16 protein-coding genes and 1 pseudogene are annotated in these 16,159 nt (G+C 63.4%); 9 read left to right on the forward strand and 8 right to left on the reverse strand.

The features are described 5' to 3' along the window. Nucleotides 1-209, forward strand: a 209-nt coding sequence (locus GEV05_20655; protein MPZ45752.1) for a hypothetical protein, incomplete at its 5' end; no start/stop codon positions are given. Here GEV05_20655 and GEV05_20660 read toward each other — a convergent pair. Continuing rightward, entirely contained in the window at nt 153-899 is a 747-nt protein-coding gene (locus GEV05_20660; GenBank protein ID MPZ45753.1) for a UTRA domain-containing protein, read from the reverse strand. The genes GEV05_20655 and GEV05_20660 overlap by 57 nt on opposite strands. Nucleotides 900-961: 62 nt before the next feature. Here GEV05_20660 and GEV05_20665 point away from each other — a divergent pair, with 62 nt between their 5' ends. Genes GEV05_20665 through GEV05_20695 form a run of 7 tightly spaced genes read left to right on the forward strand, consistent with a single transcriptional unit; the run spans nt 962 to nt 8,165 of the window. Next, nucleotides 962-1,471 carry a hypothetical protein gene (locus GEV05_20665; protein ID MPZ45754.1) on the forward strand — a complete coding sequence of 170 codons (510 nt, stop codon included), beginning with the start codon at nt 962-964 and terminating at the stop codon, nt 1,469-1,471. A gap of 13 nt (nt 1,472-1,484) precedes the next feature. Then, a complete protein-coding gene (locus tag GEV05_20670; GenBank protein MPZ45755.1) occupies nt 1,485-1,907 on the forward strand; it encodes a hypothetical protein in 423 nt (140 codons plus the stop codon). Between the two features lie 2 nt (nt 1,908-1,909). After that, nucleotides 1,910-3,115 (forward strand): CoA transferase, encoded by a 1,206-nt coding sequence (locus GEV05_20675; protein ID MPZ45756.1) that lies wholly within the window; start codon nt 1,910-1,912, stop codon nt 3,113-3,115. A gap of 8 nt (nt 3,116-3,123) precedes the next feature. Next, nucleotides 3,124-3,972, forward strand: a complete 849-nt coding sequence (locus GEV05_20680; protein ID MPZ45757.1) for an acyl-CoA dehydrogenase — start codon at nt 3,124-3,126, stop codon at nt 3,970-3,972. A gap of 52 nt (nt 3,973-4,024) precedes the next feature. Further along, entirely contained in the window at nt 4,025-5,557 is a 1,533-nt protein-coding gene (locus GEV05_20685; protein MPZ45758.1) for a methylmalonyl-CoA carboxyltransferase, read from the forward strand. A 7-nt stretch (nt 5,558-5,564) separates the two neighbouring features. Continuing rightward, nucleotides 5,565-7,130, forward strand: a complete 1,566-nt coding sequence (locus GEV05_20690; protein MPZ45759.1) for a propionyl-CoA carboxylase — start codon at nt 5,565-5,567, stop codon at nt 7,128-7,130. 24 nt (nt 7,131-7,154) lie between these two features. After that, nucleotides 7,155-8,165, forward strand: a complete 1,011-nt coding sequence (locus GEV05_20695) for an ABC transporter substrate-binding protein (protein MPZ45760.1) — start codon at nt 7,155-7,157, stop codon at nt 8,163-8,165. A 3-nt stretch (nt 8,166-8,168) separates the two neighbouring features. On the opposite strand, the gene GEV05_20700 is transcribed toward GEV05_20695, so the two are convergent. From GEV05_20700 to GEV05_20725, 6 genes and pseudogenes are all read right to left on the reverse strand, one after another. Beyond that, complete coding sequence (locus GEV05_20700) at nt 8,169-9,038, reverse strand: ABC transporter permease subunit (protein MPZ45761.1); 870 nt, start codon at nt 9,036-9,038, stop codon at nt 8,169-8,171. Beyond that, complete coding sequence (locus GEV05_20705) at nt 9,028-9,825, reverse strand: ATP-binding cassette domain-containing protein (protein MPZ45762.1); 798 nt, start codon at nt 9,823-9,825, stop codon at nt 9,028-9,030. Before GEV05_20705 ends, GEV05_20700 begins: the two co-directional genes overlap by 11 nt. A gap of 111 nt (nt 9,826-9,936) precedes the next feature. Continuing rightward, nucleotides 9,937-11,061: a tripartite tricarboxylate transporter substrate binding protein gene (locus GEV05_20710; GenBank protein ID MPZ45763.1), complete on the reverse strand. Its 1,125-nt coding sequence runs from the start codon at nt 11,059-11,061 to the stop codon at nt 9,937-9,939. Then, nucleotides 10,932-11,942 (reverse strand): TauD/TfdA family dioxygenase, encoded by a 1,011-nt coding sequence (locus GEV05_20715; protein MPZ45764.1) that lies wholly within the window; start codon nt 11,940-11,942, stop codon nt 10,932-10,934. Before GEV05_20715 ends, GEV05_20710 begins: the two co-directional genes overlap by 130 nt. Further along, nucleotides 11,869-12,620, reverse strand: a pseudogene (locus tag GEV05_20720) (SDR family oxidoreductase). Before GEV05_20720 ends, GEV05_20715 begins: the two are co-directional and overlap by 74 nt. A 13-nt stretch (nt 12,621-12,633) precedes the next feature. Then, complete coding sequence (locus GEV05_20725) at nt 12,634-13,761, reverse strand: GTP-binding protein (protein MPZ45765.1); 1,128 nt, start codon at nt 13,759-13,761, stop codon at nt 12,634-12,636. Between the two features lie 125 nt (nt 13,762-13,886). Here GEV05_20725 and GEV05_20730 point away from each other — a divergent pair, with 125 nt between their 5' ends. Next, a complete protein-coding gene (locus GEV05_20730) occupies nt 13,887-15,260 on the forward strand; it encodes an amidohydrolase family protein (GenBank protein MPZ45766.1) in 1,374 nt (457 codons plus the stop codon). Between the two features lie 41 nt (nt 15,261-15,301). On the opposite strand, the gene GEV05_20735 is transcribed toward GEV05_20730, so the two are convergent. Further along, nucleotides 15,302-16,147: a cupin domain-containing protein gene (locus GEV05_20735; protein MPZ45767.1), complete on the reverse strand. Its 846-nt coding sequence runs from the start codon at nt 16,145-16,147 to the stop codon at nt 15,302-15,304. Nucleotides 16,148-16,159: the final 12 nt, after the last annotated feature.

Raw genomic sequence — 16,159 nt, forward strand, 5'->3', positions numbered from 1 at the left:
TCCTCCCCACACTCGGTCACCCTCATGCAGTTGCGCTTCGCTTCGTTCGCCGTGATCAGCTTACGGTGGGACTTGCACCCACAAGAGTGCGCCCATGCTGGGCGCACGTAAATATCCCCCGGCATAGAGCCGGGGGGTTCTCCCTTGATAGCCTAGACCGTCGATCCCTGGTCGACGTGAAAGCTGCAATGCGCCGTGTTCACCCATGAGATCCTGAGCTCCACCGGAACATCGCCGTAGGTGTACGCCTTGCGCTCTATGCGGAGCACCGGGCAGGCATTCTTCACCGCCAGGAGCTCCGCCACGTCCGCGGGTGCGCGCTCCGCGCGCAAATCCGCGGAAACCGAGGTCACGTTCACGTTGTAGTTCGACTGATACAGCGCGTACAGCGTCAGACTGCCGTCGCAGACACCCGATCGGCTCATCCGTGGGAAGAGCCCTGCCGGCACCACCGCGTCGCTGACGCCGGTCACGTTGCCCTGCAGCGAAAACGTGATACGCAGCCGGTATACGTCGGTCGTGCGGCCGTAGCGGGAAAGACGCAGGAATTCGGATTCGACCGGCGTGGCGCGCGCGCGCTGGAGCGAAACGAAATCGCGCAGCGGCGTCTCGCGCGTGCCGTCGTCATTGACGAGATTGAAGAAGCGATAGAGGCGGCCGTGGCTCGCGTGCTCCGAGACGAAAGTACCTTTGCCCTGCCGCCTCGAGAGGATCCCTGCTGCTTCGAGCTCGCTCACTGCCGCGCGTACCGTAGAGATGCCGACGGCGTGGCGCTGCGCGAGATCACGCTCGACCGGGATCTTGGCGCCCGGCTGCCACTCGCCCGACGCGAGCGCCAGGATCAGCTTCTCCTTGACTTCACGGTACAGAGGAAGGCTGCTCATTCGCCCGGTATGCATATCATTCGAATGATATGCTAGAGTCTCCACCTCCGTTCGTCAAACACCTACCCAGGCGGTTCATGAGCACACCAAAAACGCGCGTATTGGAAGACAGCCAGGGCCGACGGGCCGCATTCGAGGACATCGAGATCGGCCAGTCTCTCGGCGAGATGGAATGGCAGATCACCGATGAGCTCATCGATCTGCAGTGCCAGCTCGACCAGGATTTCGACCCGATGTACTTTCCACAGGCCGACGGCGACACGCGCGTCGCGCCGCCTTCGATCACCTACCGCCCGCCGCGGTGGCTATTCTCGCGCGCCTACAACGTTCGCGGCCTCTTCGTGGGCTGGGAAAACGAGATGTTGCGCGCGATCGAACCGAACACGACGATCAGGGTCACGGGATCGATTTCGGACAAGTATGTGAAGAAGGACCGCGAGTTCGTCGTTTACCAGGCCGAGGGGCGCGACGCCGAAGGAAACCTCGTCTTCCGCACGAAGCGCACTCACGTCCTCGATTTCGTCGAGCGGTCGGCCCCGCGCGAGGGGGCTGGCATCGATTCCGGAATCAAACCCGAAAAAATCTAGGAGGCGCGAACCCATGTCAGTCATTGCGGCGGATGTCACGACCGGCCACGAGCTCCCGACCGTCTCGAAGAAATTCCGCCTCGAGGACTTCAAACGCGGAAGCGAGAAAACCATACACACCGATTACGAGGCCGCAGCGAAAGAAGGCCTCCCCGCACCGGTTGCGATCGGACCGCAGGTCGCCGCGCTCACGTTCAGGCAGCTCAGGCTTTGCTTCGGCAAGGGCTGGATCGTGGGCGGCAAGTACGACATCACGTTCAGGAAGCCCGTGTTCGTGACCGATTTCTGCGTCGCGCGCGGGGTGGTCACGAAAACCGAGGCTGAGGCAGGAAAGCTGCGGGTGCATTGCGAGGTGTGGATCGAGAACCAGAAGGCCGAGAAAGTGATCGCGGGCACCGCGAGCGGCCTCGTCACACTCGAATCCGCAAACGGCTGAGCATGGGTGAGACTGCCGACAGGCTGCCGCTCGCCGGCGTGCGTGTCATCGACTTCACGCAGGTGGTGGCCGGACCCTACTGCACGATGATGCTCGCGGACATGGGCGCCGAGGTCGTGAAGATCGAGCGCGCCGGACACGGCGATGACCTGCGCCGCACGGTGCCTTACAAGGGCCGCGAAGGTCACCAGGATTACTTCAACGCGCTCAACCGCTCCAAGAAGAGCGTCGCGCTCGATCTGAAGCATGAGAAGCATCGTGCCGTCGCGCTCCGGCTGATCGAGCGCGCCGACGTCGTGGTCGAGAATTTCTCGCCCGGCACGGTCGACCGCCTCGGCGTAGGCTGGGACGCCGCGAGTCAGATCAATCCGAAGCTCGTCTACTGCTCGCTCTCCGGGTTCGGCCAGACGGGACCCTATCGCAGCCGCCTCGCGCTGGACCCGATCATCCAGGCGGTGAGCGGGGTCATGAGCGTGACCGGTTTCCCCGACGGCCAGCCGACAATGGTCGGCGCGCCGCTCGCTGACGTGATCGCCGGCATGTTCTCGGCTTACGCGATCGTCAACGCGCTACGGCTCGTGACAGACGACGGCGGAGGACAGTACATCGATCTCAGCATGCAGGACGCGCTCCTCGCCTCTGTCGGGACACGCATGGGCGAGACGCTGCAGGCCGGCATCGCGCCGCCGCGGCTGGGTAATGAAAACCCCCTGCGCGTTCCGGCGAACACCTATCGCACCGCCGACGACGTTTACATCGCCGTGATGGTCCACGACCAGGACCAGTGGAAGCCTTTTTGCCAGGCCCTCGGCAAAGAGGCGTGGGTCGACGATCCACGCTTTGCAACGATGGCAGTCCGCGTGCAGAACCGGCAGCAGATGAACAACCTGGTTGCAGCCCGTTTTGCGGAGCATGACTCTGCGTATTGGGCCGCGCGGCTTAGCGAGTATCGCCTGCCCTTCGCCCCCGTGAACGATTACGCGCAGGCACTCGAGGATCCGCAGGTCGCGCATCGCGGTCTCGTGCGCGAGCTCGAGCATCCCGGCTCGGGCAAAATCCGTGTCGTCGGGCCGCCGTGGTGCATGTCGAAGACGCACATCGATATCCAATCGCCGCCGCAGCTCGGGCAGCACACGGCCGAAGTGCTGAACGAATGGCTCGGCATCAGTCGGCAGGACATGAGCGCCGCCGGCATCGCAAACACATAGGAAATCCCATGGCAGACGATCTCGATCAGTTGCGCGAATGGGTGGGTCGGAAGGAAGTGCGGACGGACATCGTGACGCCGTGGCCCATCACAGCGCTCTCCGCCACCGTGGACGACCCTACCGTCGAGGCCGCAGAGGGCAAGCCGGTCCCACCGGGCTGGCACTGGATATTTTTTCTGGAGGCGAAGCCACCCTCGCAAGTGGGCCCTGATGGGCATCCCAGGAAAGGCGGTTTTCTGCCACCCGTGCCGCTGCCGCGCCGCATGTGGGCGGGCGGACGCATCGAGTTCGTGCGTCCGCTCGTCATCGGCCAGAACGTCGCGCGCGAATCGGAGATCCTTTCGGTCGAGCCCAAATCGGGCCGCACCGGCAGTCTGGTTTTCGTCACGGTTCGCCAGACGGTCAAAGCCGGCGGCGAAACCGCGATCGTTGAAGAGCAGGACATCGTGTATCGCGAGGCGGCGAAGAAAGGCGATCCCGTCGCGCCGGGGAAGCAGGCGCTCACGGGTGCACAGTGGAGCCGCAGCGTCATGCCTGACTCCGTCATGCTCTTCCGTTATTCCGCGCTCACGTTCAACGGGCACCGTATTCATTACGACAGGGATTACGCCATTAACGAAGAGCACTATCCGGGCCTCGTCGTGCACGGTCCGCTCCAGGCGACGCTGCTGCTCGACCTGTGCCGCACGAACTGCGAGCGTCCCCTCAGAAAGTTCGAATACCGCGCTCAGAGCCCCCTGTTCGCCGGCTCGCCTTTTACGGTGAACGGCATTTTCGATGCCGCGTCTTCGCAAGCGGACGTGTGGACCGCGAGCGAAGCGGGCAATTATGCGATGCGCGGAACGGCGTCTTTCTGAGAGCCGCCGTGGACGAGCTCATCTCGGGTACTATCTGTTCGAGGTTTCCTGAATGCCGCCCGACGACCTTCTGAACGATCTGGAGCGGCGCCGCGAGCAGGCGCTCGAAATGGGCGGACCCGAGCGCCTCGCGAAGCGCCGCGCGACGGGTGCGCCCAACGCACGCGAGCGCATCGCTTATCTGTTCGACCCCGGCACGTTCATCGAATCGGGTCTGCTCGCGACCTCTGCTTATCCGCAAGACGCCGGCCGCTCGCCCGCGGACGGCAAGATCACCGGTTACGGCGACATCAGAGGTCGCACGGCTGCAGTGGTCGCGAATGACTTCACCGTCATGGGCGCGTCGTCCAGCGCGACCAACATGAAGAAAATCGGACACATGAAGCGCGCGGCGGTGTCGCGCGGCATGCCGCTCGTGTTCCTGGGTGAATCGTCGGGCGCGCGGCTCCCGGACAACATGGGCGCGCGCGGCATGGGGAGTCTCCTCGCGCAGGACCCGCAGCAATACTTGCGCTCCCGCGAGAGTCCCTGGGTATCTGCAGCCCTGGGACTCTGCTACGGATCGTCGACATGGTATTGCGTGCTCGCCGACTTCAACGTCATGCGCAAAGGGGCGATCATTGCCGTATCGAGCTCGCTCCTTGCCTCGCTTGCGATGAATGACAGCATCGAGGCGGAAGAGCTCGGCGGCTGGCGCATACACGCCGACATCACAGGTTTCGCCGACCAGATCGTCGACACGGACGAACAAGCGCTCGACGCGATCAAGACGTTTCTTTCGTACCTCCCGCAGAACAGCAGCGAAACCCCGCCGTTTGCAGCGGTGCCCGCGGGGTCGGCAGAGGCTGCACGCGATGTCCTCAGGATCCTGCCCGAATCGCGCACGCAGGTATACGACATGCGCAAGCTCCTGAAGTCGCTCGTCGACAAAGGGAGCTATTTCGAGCTCAAAGCGCGTTTCGGCAAAGCTGCCGCCACTGCGCTCGCGCGGCTGGACGGAAAAACGGTCGGACTGGTTGCAAACAATCCGCTTTACAAGGGCGGTGCGCTCGACGCCGACGCCTGCGACAAGATCGTGAGCTTCATCGTGCTGTGCGACTCGTACAACATTCCGATCCTCATGTTCGTCGATACGCCCGGATTCGCGATCGGCGTCGAAGCCGAACGCAAGCGCGCGCCCGGCAAGATCATGAACTTCATGAACGCGCTCGCGCTGGTGACCGTGCCGAAGTTGACGGTGCTCGTGCGCAAGACCTATGGCCAGGCTTATATCAACATGGGCGGCGGCCGGAACTCCGATGAATTTCTCGCGTGGCCCACAGCAGAGATCAGCTTCATGGATCCGGCCTACGCGGTGACCGTCGTGAGCGGCCTGAAGCCGGGTGAGCCGGGATTCGAAGAGCAGAAAGCGCTGATGGAGAAAGACAACTCGGTTTACGACATCGCTTCGATTTACGCCGTGCAGGACGTGATCCGGCCGGAGCAGACCCGCGATTACCTGATCCGCATGCTCGACATCCATCAGCTGCGGCATACCCGCGGGATCGGCAAACACCTCATGGCGACGTGGCCGACTTCATGGTGAGGCAGCGATGAGCTGGAAGCCCGAGCTGGACGAGCTTCGCAAGCGCCGCGCCGACGCCGAGGCGCTCGGCGGCGAGGACTCGGTCAAACGTCATCACGAGCAGGGGCGGCTCACGGTGCGCGAGCGCATCGGCGCGCTGCTGGATCCCGGTTCTTTCCAGGAAGTCGGCAAGCTCACCGGCACCGCAACCTACGACGCCGACGGTAAGCTCGGGAAAGTGGTGCCCGCCCCGTACGTCATGGGACTGGGCAAGCTCGACGGCCGGCCGATTGCCGTCGGCGGCGAAGACTTCACCATCCGCGGCGGCACGAGCTGGGGCAGCCAGCGGCGCAAAGGCGGCCAGGGCGGCTTCGTCGAAGACCTCGCATTTCACTATCGCATTCCGCTCGTCAATCTGATCGATGGGGCCGGCGGTAGCGTGACATCGGCGAAAAAGCGCGGCTATTCCGTCTTCCCTGGCATCCACGGCTTCGAACGCGCCGTCGAGCTGCTGGGGATCGTGCCCGTCGTGTGCGCAGTCATGGGTACCGCGGCGGGCGGTCCCGCGGGGCGCGCCATTCTTTCGCACTGGTCGATCATGGTGAAAGGCACGAGCCAGATTTTCGCCGCGGGTCCGCCGGTGGTCGAGCGCTCGCTGGGCGAGAAAGTCGACAAGGAGACACTCGGGGGCGCGCATGTCGCCGTCGATGTCGCGGGTACCGTGGACAACGCGGCAGCCGATGAGCGCGCGTGCTTCGAAGCAATCCGGCGCTTTCTCTCGTACATGCCGCAGAACGTGTGGGAGCTTCCGCCGCAGATCGCATGCTCGGATCCCGCCGACCGGCGCGAGGAAAGTTTGCTCTCGATCGTCCCGCGCGATCGCCGCCAGCCGTACAACATGCGCAGGCTTGTGTCGCTCGTCGTCGACCGCGACTCGACCTTCGAAATCCAGCCGACCTATGGCAAATCGGTGATCACCTGCCTCGCGCGGATGCAGGGACAGGTCGTCGGCGTCATCGCGAACAATCCGATGGTGCTGGGCGGTGCAATGGACGCGAAAGCGGCGAAGAAGCAGACACACTTTATCGACCTCTGCGACATGTTCCATATCCCGCTTCTTTATTTCGTGGATGTGCCCGGATTCATGGTCGGCACGGCGGCTGAAGCTGCCGCAACCCTGCGCGAGGGCATGCGCACGGTCCACGCGGGGCTGCAGGTGAGCGTGCCGGTGATGACCGTGGTCGTGCGCAAGTGCTACGGCATGGCCGGCATGGGCACCACGGACAAGAACGGTCTCGACTTGAAGCTCGCATGGCCGTCAGCCGAATGGGGCTCGCTGCCGATCGAAGGCGGCGTCGCAGCGGCGTACCGGCGCGACATCGAAGCGGCGGACGATCCAAAGCAGCGGCAGGCGCAAATCGAAGAGGAGCTTCGCCGCTACGCCTCGCCTCTTCTCACGGCCGAGGCATTTGCGGTGGAAGACGTGATCGACCCGTGCGACACGCGTGCCTACCTGTGCGCCTTTCTCGAAGCCGCTCGCGGTAAGCTTGCGACGACGTTGGGACCGAAGTACAAGAGCGGTGTGAGGCCGTAGCAAACAACCAGACGAGGAGGAAGTATGCACAGAAGAAGCTTGGTAACGATGGTGGTCGCCGCGCTTGCCCTGAGCGTCACCGGCGCAGCCCGTGCCGCACAATCCGAGGTGAGCGAATTCCGCATCGCGCTGCAATATGGCATCGGTTACCTGCCGCTCGCGATCATGAAACAGAACCAGCTCGTCGAAAAACACCTCAAGTCAGTCGGGCTCGCCGACACCAAGGTCATCTGGTCGCAGCTCGCGTCGGGTCAGCCGATGAACGACGCGCTGCTGTCCGGCAGTCTGCACGTCGCTTCCGGCGGCGTCGCCCCGTTTCTCATTCTGTGGGCACGCACACAGGGCAACCTCAACGTGAAGGCCGTCGCGGCGCTCTCTTCGATGCCGATGTATCTCGTGACGAACAACCCGAACGTAAAATCGATCCGCGACTTAACCGAGAAAGACCGCATCTCGATGGCCGGCGCCGGGACTTCGATACAGACGATTGTGCTGCAGATGGCGGCCGCAAAAGAATTCGGCGACGCGAATTACAACAAGTTCAGCACCCTGTATCGCAACCTGTCGCACCCTGACGGTCTCGCGGCGTTTCTATCCGGGCAGGAGATCACCGCGTATTTCTCATCGCCGCCTTTCCAGTATCAGGCGCTGCAGAAACCGGGTGTGCGGCTCGTACTAAACTCATACGACATCACCGGTCCGGCGACTTTTCTTGTCGCGTGGGCGACCGGCAAATTCCGCCAGGAAAATCCGAGGACGTATCAGGCGTTCTTCAATGCGTACCAGGAAGCGACCGACTGGATCAACGCGAACAAGCGCGCGGCCGCCGAGCTCTACGTGAAAGAGTCCAGGGACAAGAGCGGCGCCGCAGCGATCGAGAAAATGCTGAACGACCCGGAGATCAAGATCACGATGACGCCCGAAGGCACGCTCAGGACCGCCGAGTTCATGAACAAGGTCGGCACGATCAAGCCGAAAGCGGCGTCGTGGAAAGACCTGTTCTTTCCGGAGGTGCACCAGCTCCCGGGTAGTTAGTCTTTACGCCTGCATGCCCCACTTCCGCAGCGTCCTGACTTCCACGCTGCGGAAGATGATGTTCTCCACCGCAAGGCCGATCAGGATCACCGTAAACAGGCCGGCGAAGACGTTCGGAATGTCGAGCTGGTTCTTGTTCTCGTAGATGAACCAGCCGAGGCCGCCGGAGCCCGAAGAGACGCCGAATACGAGCTCCGCGGCGATGAGCGTGCGCCACGCGAACGCCCAGCCGATTTTCATCCCGGTGAGGATCGAAGGGAACGCGGCAGGGATCAGAATCTTCAATACGTAGCGCGGGCCCGAGAGGCCGTAATTGCGGCCGACCATCCGCATCGTCTGCGAGACCGACAGGAAACCCGAGTGGGTGTTCAATGCCACCGGCCACAGCACGGAATGGATCAGCACGAAGATCAAGCTCCCGGCGCCCAGTCCGAACCAGATCAGCGCGAGCGGCAGCAGCGCGATCGCCGGCAGCGGATTGAACATCGACGTGAGCGTCTCCAGGAAATCGTTGCCGAGCCGCGACGTGATTGCAAAAGCGGTCAGCAGACCCGCAAGCAACAGGCCCGCGACATAGCCCTGAAGCAGAAGCCTGATCGAGAACCATGCCCGATCGAGCAGCTGCCCTTTCACCATGCCTTCGTAAAAAGCGGTGACGGTGTCGCTGAATGTCGGGAAGAGCAGGGGATTGTCGAGAATGCGTGCGTAGACTTCCCAGAGCGCTGCCAGAAGAAAGAGCAACACCGCTTTGCGGATCGCGCCCTGGCTGTAGATACGCTCCCACGCGCCCAGCGGCTTCTCGACCACGCCGAAACCCGCGGCTTGCACGTCCCGCACGAACTCGGGCCTCTCGATCGCGACTTCATTCGCCATGGCCGCCCTCCTCGTCTTCGATCCCGTCTGCGAACAGCAGCTCGTGGATGTATTCGGACAGCCTCCCATGACCGGCACGCGCGCCGTCGGTCCCGTCGCTGTTCAACTCCGCCTTCACGCGCCCCGGATGCGGCGTCATGAGCAGGATGCGATTGGCAACGAGCACCGCTTCCGGTATCGAGTGCGTCACGAAGAGAACGGTGAAGCGCGTCTCGTCCCACAGCTGGAGGAGCTCTTCCTGCATCTTGCGGCGCGTCAGCGCGTCGAGCGCGGCAAAGGGCTCGTCCATGAGCAGGATGTCCGGCTCCATCGCCATGCCGCGCGCGATCGCCACGCGCTGCTTCATGCCGCCCGAAAGCGTGTGCGGATACGCGCCGGCGAACTTGCCGAGCTTCACTTTGTCGATGTAGTGCATGGCCCTCCCCGCGGCCTCGCGTCCGTGAAGCCTGCCGCTCGCGGTGAGCGCGAACATGACGTTTTCCTTCACGGTCTTCCACGGCAGGAGCTGGTCGAACTCCTGGAACACCATGACGCGGTCGGCGCCGGGTCGGGTAATTGTCTGACCGTTCAACCGCATCGAGCCTTCAACCGGGCGCATGTAGCCACCCGCGGCCTTGAGCAGCGTCGACTTGCCGCAGCCTGAAGGGCCGAGGATCACGAAACGGTCCGACTTGTAAACATCGAAGTCGACGCGATACGTGGCAGTGATCAGATGATCACGGGTCTTGTACTGCAGCGTCACGCCTCTCACTTCCAGCAGCGGACCCGGTTCGTCTGTGACTCCCATTGCGGCCTCGATTGATCATTCTGCAGTTCGACTCGGCGATTGTTAATCCGCAGATGCCTGGGTTCGAGCTAGGTTGAGAGCAGAGCGGGGCTCGAACCACTCGCTGCGCAGTTATTGAATGCGAATTTTCGCGGCCTGCACGACCTTATGCCACTTCGCGATTTCGCTGCGTATCAATTTGGCGAACTCTTCACGTGTATTGCCCGCGGGTTCGAGGCCTAGTGCGGCAAAGCGCTGCCCAAGCGCCAAGGATTTGAGCGCCCGGTTTATTTCTGCATTGACTTTGTCTACGATCGGGTGCGGCGTTCCGGCCGGGAACAGCATGCCATACCAGACATCGAACTCATAACTCGCGACACCGCTTTCGGCAACGGTGGGCAATTCGGGAGCCACGGCGGAACGCCGGGCGCCACTTACCGCCAGCGCGCGCATGCGGCCGGCTTTGATATGTGGCAGGACGGTCGCAATGCCGATCAACTGCACGTGGATCTCGCCAGCCAGCATCGCCGTCAACGCAGGAGCCGTGCCTTTGTACGGAACATGCACCATATCGATGCCGGTCATCGTGCGCAGCAGCTCGGTGCCGAGGTGCGATGCGCCTCCGGCGCCGCCCGAGCCGTATCGAAGCTCGCCGGGCCTGGACCTGGCAAGTGCGATCAGCTCTTTCATCGAGCTCACCCCTATGGACGGAGTTACGACGTAAACGAAAGGCTGCGACGCGACGCGTGAAATCGGGGTGAGATCCTTGCGCGCATCGTAAGGGAGGTCGCGGTACAGCGCAGTGGCGTAGGTCAAGCCGAGACTGCACAGCACCATCGTATAGCCGTCAGGGGTCGACTTCGCCGCAAGGTTCGTACCGATGGTGCCGCCGCTGCCGCCGCGATTGTCGACGATCACGGGTTGTCCCCACGCTGCAATGAGCTCCTGAGCAACCAGGCGCCCGATGATGTCGGTGCCGCCGCCCGGGGCAAAAGGCACGATCATTCGTATCGACTTCGATGGGTAGGGAGCCTCCTGCGACGGCTTTTGCGCGAGCGCGAGCGTACTCGCCGCAATCAGGCCCGCGCCGGCAACTGCATACACCGCCCTCGACGACATGAAATTCATCAGGACGGCACGCTTCCGGCCAAGGTCGTTCGATGCATGCGCCGCCGGTAAGGCAGCTCGTAATCCTTGCTGTTGGCGCGGTGCAGCGACGAGCAGTTGTCCCAGATGACCAGGTCCCCTGCGCGCCATTGGTGGCGGTAGACGAACTCCGGCTGTGTGCAATGCTCGACCAGCTCGCGCACGAGCTGCCTCCCCTCGTCCTCTGACATGCCCTGCACGCCGACGGACGTACCGTCGCTCACGAAGATGGATTTGCGCCCGCTTATCGGATGCGTGCGGATGACCGGATGCGCGACATCCGGCGTCTTCTCCTCCTCCATAAGCGGGACGAGCTTCGAGCCCGACTGCCGGCGTTTCTCGTACTGGCCGCCGTAGCCATAGACAATCCTGAGGCCGGCCAGCTCGTGCTTGCGGTTTTCGGGAAGCGCGTCGTATGCAGCGAAGGTGCTGGCGAAAGACGTATCGCCGCGCGCCACGCCGTCGATCACCGGCACCTCGATCGCATATAGCAGCGAGTACTTGGCCGGTGCGGCGAGGTAGGAAAAATCCGAATGCCATGTCGGCCCCGCGTCCGCGACGCCGATGTTGCGCCCATTCTCGACGATGTTCGAAACGATGTAGATCTCAGGGTGCTCGGCGAGGAGGTAGTTCTTATTGGTGTGTATGGCCGGCTCGCCGAGGCGCCGGCTGAACGCGACGTGCTGAGCGGGCGTGAGCTTCTGGTCCCGGATCACGACGACCGAGTGCTCGACTATCGCCTGCTCGATTCTCGTAACCGTCTCGCGATCGAGCTCCTGCGAGAGATCGACGCCGAGAATCTCGAATCCCAATGGCTTGTCGTTGCCACGAATCAGAAATGTCATGAGGTCCTCCTCTCGGACATTGTTATCGTCCCCCCCGCCTGCGTCAACGCCAGCGGCCGGCCCTGACAGCAGATCACGCACCGCCGGTGCCCGTGACGCTCGTTCCCCCGCAGACGAAAAGCGCCTGGCCGGTAATGAAGCCCGCATCGCGATCGAGAAGAAACAGCACTGCACGCGCGATGTCGGCGGGCGTGCCCACCCGTTTGACGAGCACGCCATCGATGACGGTCTGACGCTTGACGCTGCCCACCGGGTGGCCGTTGTCGAACAGCTCGGTGCGACCGGGCCCGGCACGACGGCGTTGACGGTGATGCCATCGCCGCCGACTTCGACCGCGACGGTACGCGTCATGCCGATGAGCCCCGCCTTCGCGCTTGCGTAAACGGTGCGCGAGCTCTTGCCCATGATCGCGCGCGACGAGATGCTCACGATGCGGCCGAACCTGGCCAGACGCATGCCCGGCACGAACGCCTGCATGAGCAGCATGCTCGCGCCGAGCGTGATCGCGGTTACATGCTGGAGATCGTCTATCGTGGCCCGCTCGAGCAGCGCGGGGCGGTTGGCGCCCGCATTGTTGACAAGGTAACGGACCGGGAAGTCGGCTGCCACCTGCTGCGCGGCCTCCCGGGTTGCCGCGGGATTCGCGAGATCGACCGCGCGGAAATGCAGATTCGGGTGTGAGAATTTCGGCGCGGAGCGCTGCAGCGTCACTACCGTCAGTCCGCGATCGAGCAATGACCTGGCGACCGCGGCGCCTATCCCCGCGCTCGCCCCGGTAACGACCGCGGCTTCGGACACCGCATTATTTGCCTGCTCGCCTGCCATTCCCGTCACCTCTTCATCTCAGCGTCTTCGCCACTTCGAGGAACCTCGCGTAGGCCGCAGGATCCAGCAATTTCCCTCCGCCGCTTTCCGCGCCGATCGAAAGCGCATCGAGCGACCGCTCGAACTGCGCGCGGTCCGCATCGCGCACGATGAACACCACTTGGGACCTGCGCTCCGCGCTCGGCCAGTGCTCCAGCTCGACCGGCTCGTGTATGACCGTCTGCACGGCCTGCACCACGACCGGGCGTCCCTCGACGTTGATCAATCCCTTGACGCGCAACAGGTTGATGCCGCGAAAATTCGCGAGCAGCATAAGCCACGTTGCAAGCGCCTGCGCCGAGGCGGGCGCGTCATGGAACAGGGTAAAAGTCTGCACGCGGTCGTCGTGCCGCGCGCGGGCGCGGTCATGATCGCAGTGCTCGTGCGACTCGAGCATGCAGCCGCCGGCGACCGCGGCGTGTCCGCTGCCCAGCCAGCGCTCGACATCACGCGATTGCGCGCGCGGCGTCAGCGCCGAGCGTCCGAACAACAGCCGCGGGTCGATGGCGCCGCGCAGTACCGGAACGATCTCGACCGCACGATTGATCTGCGCGAGGCGGTCCGTGAGCCGCAGCGCGCCGGTGGGATCGGCGAGATCCGTCTTGCTCAGCAGCAGCAGGTCCGCGACTGCAATCTGCTTCACCGCCTCGGAGTGGTTATCGAGCTGGCTCTGCGCGTGCACCGCGTCCACGACTGCAATCACCGTGTCCAGACGAAACCAGGGCGCAACTTCCTCGTCCGTCACCAGCGTCTGGATGATGGGAACGGGATCGGCGAGCCCCGTAGTCTCGACCAGCACGCGATCGAACGTCGGTATCACGCCCGCCTCGCGTTTGCGGTATGCATCGGCCAGCGTGTCCACCAGATCGCCGCGTACCGCGCAGCACAGGCAGCCGTTCGCGAGCAGCCGCATGTTTTCGCTCGGCGTCGCTACGAGCAGATGATCGATCCCCACCTCGCCGAATTCGTTGATGATCACGAGGCTGTGGGCGAGGCCGGGGTCCTGCAGGAGATGGTTGAGCAGCGTCGTCTTGCCGCTGCCGAGAAACCCGGTGATCAGGGAAACCGGCACGCGCGACGCAACTCCGGGTGTGTTCGTCATTTGCCGCTCCTGTCGCCCGCCTCGGCGGGCGACCGCATACAATAGACAAACCGCAGGAAAATACAACAGACACGGCACGAACGCCGCCGTCCATACGCCCGTTCGCTATCACCGCAGGAGAACCGATGACGATTAATGAGCCATGGTGGACGCCCGAGGCCGCATGGCCCGCGAAGCCGGCCACCGGAAAGCGCGTTGCGGTGCTGGGCGGCAGGCTGATCGACGGCAACGGCGGGCCCGTGGTCGACAAGCCCATTCTGCTGCTGCAGGGGCCGCGCATCACGGCGGTCGGTGTGCAGGGCCGGCTCGAGATCGAGCCTGGCGTCGAAACGCTCGATCTGTCGGCCTATACGCTCATGCCCGGCATGATGGACTGCCACATTCATACGGCGATGTTCAACTGCATGACGTTTCACAACCATCGCGTTGCGCAATGGGAGGTGACGCCCGAGCTGCAGCAGATGTACGCGCTCTTCCACGCGCAGAACTGCCTCGAGATGGGATTCACGACCCTGCGCGACCTGGGCATGAATTCGAGCCATGGGCTCTTCACCAAGGAGCTGTGCGCGGTCCGCGATTCGATCGAAGCCGGCATCCTCGAAGGGCCGCGCATGCTGATCGGCGGCTTCACGACGATCACCGGCTCGCATCTCGATCTCATCCAGCCGCGGGCGATGCCGCGCTCGGGATTCAACACGGCGGACGGCCCTTACGAGCTGCGCAAGCTCGCGCGGCTCAACCTGCTGTGGGGGTGCGACGTTATCAAGACCTGCGCTTCGGGCGGCGGCGGAACCGATAAGGAAGAGCCCGATATCCGCAACATGACGCAGGACGAGCTCGACGCGATCGTCGACGAGGCGCATGCCTATCACAAGAGCGCCGCGGTGCACTGCTTCACGACCGGCGCGCAGCGCATGGCGATCAAGGCCGGCGCCGACACCATCGAGCACATGGTGTTTTCCGACGACGAAACCATAGACATGATCGCGAAGGCCGGCATACCGGTCACGCCGACGCTTGCCCATCGCACCGATCACGCGATCCAGCTAAGACGCGAGCTCGGCACGGCGGAATTCGTGCTGAACAAGCTGAAACGCCTGCAGCCCCACTGCTACGAGACGTTCCGCAAGATGTACAAGGCCGGCATCAAGATCGCGATGGGGACCGACATGGGCTTCGAGCCGCATTTCGGCACCAATTCGTGGGAGCTCGAGGTTTATGTCGCACTCGGCATGAAACCGATGGATGCGCTCATGACCTCGACCAGAAACGCGGCGCAGGCGCTCAAGATCGACGCCCACCTGGGCACGCTCGAAGCGGGCAAGCTCGCCGACATCGTCGCGGTGGATGGCGACCCGCTCGCCGACATTCGGGTGCTGCAGGAGAAGAAGCTCATTGCGGTGGTCATGAAGGAAGGGCAGATCTGCGCCGACCGCCGGCCCGGCATGAGCAAGAACGTGGTGCCGCTTACGGACTGGAAGAAAATCGACTATTTGTAACCACCGCGTACGGCCTCGCCTCGTCGTGATGGACGTCCGCTTCAGTTGGCTTTCACGTTGACCCGCGCCTGCTCGGCCTCCTCGGGCGTCATGTTATCGATGCGCTGCTCGAGATAAGGCAGGGAGCGCACGACCGTATAGCGTGCAAACGGCGACTTGACCTCGAGCCCGTAGGCCTCCCCCCGCGAGACGTGCATGATGTCGCCCGACCGCAGCGATTTGCGTTCCCGCGCGCACTGCGCATCGAGCTCGCCGCTCAGGACATAAAAAAACATCTCGTGCGCGGCGCCGGCCCGCGGCTCGTCCCTGCCCGCCGGCACCTCGAACAGGTCGAACGCGAGCCTCTCACCCTCGATCGATGTCACGTGGCGGCCCGACATCGGCGGCGCATCGAGCGTGCTCATGAGCGGATAGAAGCAGACGGGCAGGCCGTCGACGATGGCCTGCGAGGTGCCCGGCGCTTTCTGGTGCCTGTCGCGGTCGCCGACGCTGTATTTGCGGTTGACCTCGTCCACCGTCATCGCCTGGTCGGGCACCGCCTCGTCTTCCGCGAGACCGACCACGGTCCAGGTCTTGTCCTTGATATACAGGTATCGGCAATCCCCGTCCTCCGTGGCACGCATGGAATGCCGCGCATACGCGGGCGCATGCACGAACGTACCGGGCTCTATGATGCGGCGATCCTTGCCGACGATCGCATTGATCTTTCCGCTGACCGGAAAAATCAGCAGCTCGTTCGGATGGTAGTGCAGCTCGGAGCCCGTGCCGGCTTTCTTGTGCAGCAGGCAGAAATACATGTATCGGCCCTCGATCACCGGCGCCTGTCCCGTCGACAGGTGCGGCGTCAGGAAATTGCTCTTGAAATCCTCGAATCGGTGAAACGCCATGAACTCTATCCT

This window comes from Betaproteobacteria bacterium, from assembly GCA_009377585.1.
In the GTDB taxonomy this organism is placed as follows: Bacteria; Pseudomonadota; Gammaproteobacteria; order Burkholderiales; family WYBJ01; genus WYBJ01.

Bases quoted from the DNA above. Each gene is read 5' to 3' on its own strand.
- GEV05_20660 (MPZ45753.1), bottom strand. From the start codon at position 899: ATGCATACCGGGCGAATGAGCAGCCTTCCTCTGTACCGTGAAGTCAAG.
- GEV05_20665 (MPZ45754.1), top strand. From the start codon at position 962: ATGAGCACACCAAAAACGCGCGTATTGGAAGACAGCCAGGGCCGACGG.
- GEV05_20670 (MPZ45755.1), top strand. From the start codon at position 1,485: ATGTCAGTCATTGCGGCGGATGTCACGACCGGCCACGAGCTCCCGACC.
- GEV05_20675 (MPZ45756.1), top strand. From the start codon at position 1,910: ATGGGTGAGACTGCCGACAGGCTGCCGCTCGCCGGCGTGCGTGTCATC.
- GEV05_20680 (MPZ45757.1), top strand. From the start codon at position 3,124: ATGGCAGACGATCTCGATCAGTTGCGCGAATGGGTGGGTCGGAAGGAA.
- GEV05_20685 (MPZ45758.1), top strand. From the start codon at position 4,025: ATGCCGCCCGACGACCTTCTGAACGATCTGGAGCGGCGCCGCGAGCAG.
- GEV05_20690 (MPZ45759.1), top strand. From the start codon at position 5,565: ATGAGCTGGAAGCCCGAGCTGGACGAGCTTCGCAAGCGCCGCGCCGAC.
- GEV05_20695 (MPZ45760.1), top strand. From the start codon at position 7,155: ATGCACAGAAGAAGCTTGGTAACGATGGTGGTCGCCGCGCTTGCCCTG.
- GEV05_20700 (MPZ45761.1), bottom strand. From the start codon at position 9,038: ATGGCGAATGAAGTCGCGATCGAGAGGCCCGAGTTCGTGCGGGACGTG.
- GEV05_20705 (MPZ45762.1), bottom strand. From the start codon at position 9,825: ATGGGAGTCACAGACGAACCGGGTCCGCTGCTGGAAGTGAGAGGCGTG.
- GEV05_20710 (MPZ45763.1), bottom strand. From the start codon at position 11,061: ATGGCGCGCAGGGGACCTGGTCATCTGGGACAACTGCTCGTCGCTGCA.
- GEV05_20715 (MPZ45764.1), bottom strand. From the start codon at position 11,942: ATGCGGGCTTCATTACCGGCCAGGCGCTTTTCGTCTGCGGGGGAACGA.
- GEV05_20725 (MPZ45765.1), bottom strand. From the start codon at position 13,761: ATGACGAACACACCCGGAGTTGCGTCGCGCGTGCCGGTTTCCCTGATC.
- GEV05_20730 (MPZ45766.1), top strand. From the start codon at position 13,887: ATGACGATTAATGAGCCATGGTGGACGCCCGAGGCCGCATGGCCCGCG.
- GEV05_20735 (MPZ45767.1), bottom strand. From the start codon at position 16,147: ATGGCGTTTCACCGATTCGAGGATTTCAAGAGCAATTTCCTGACGCCG.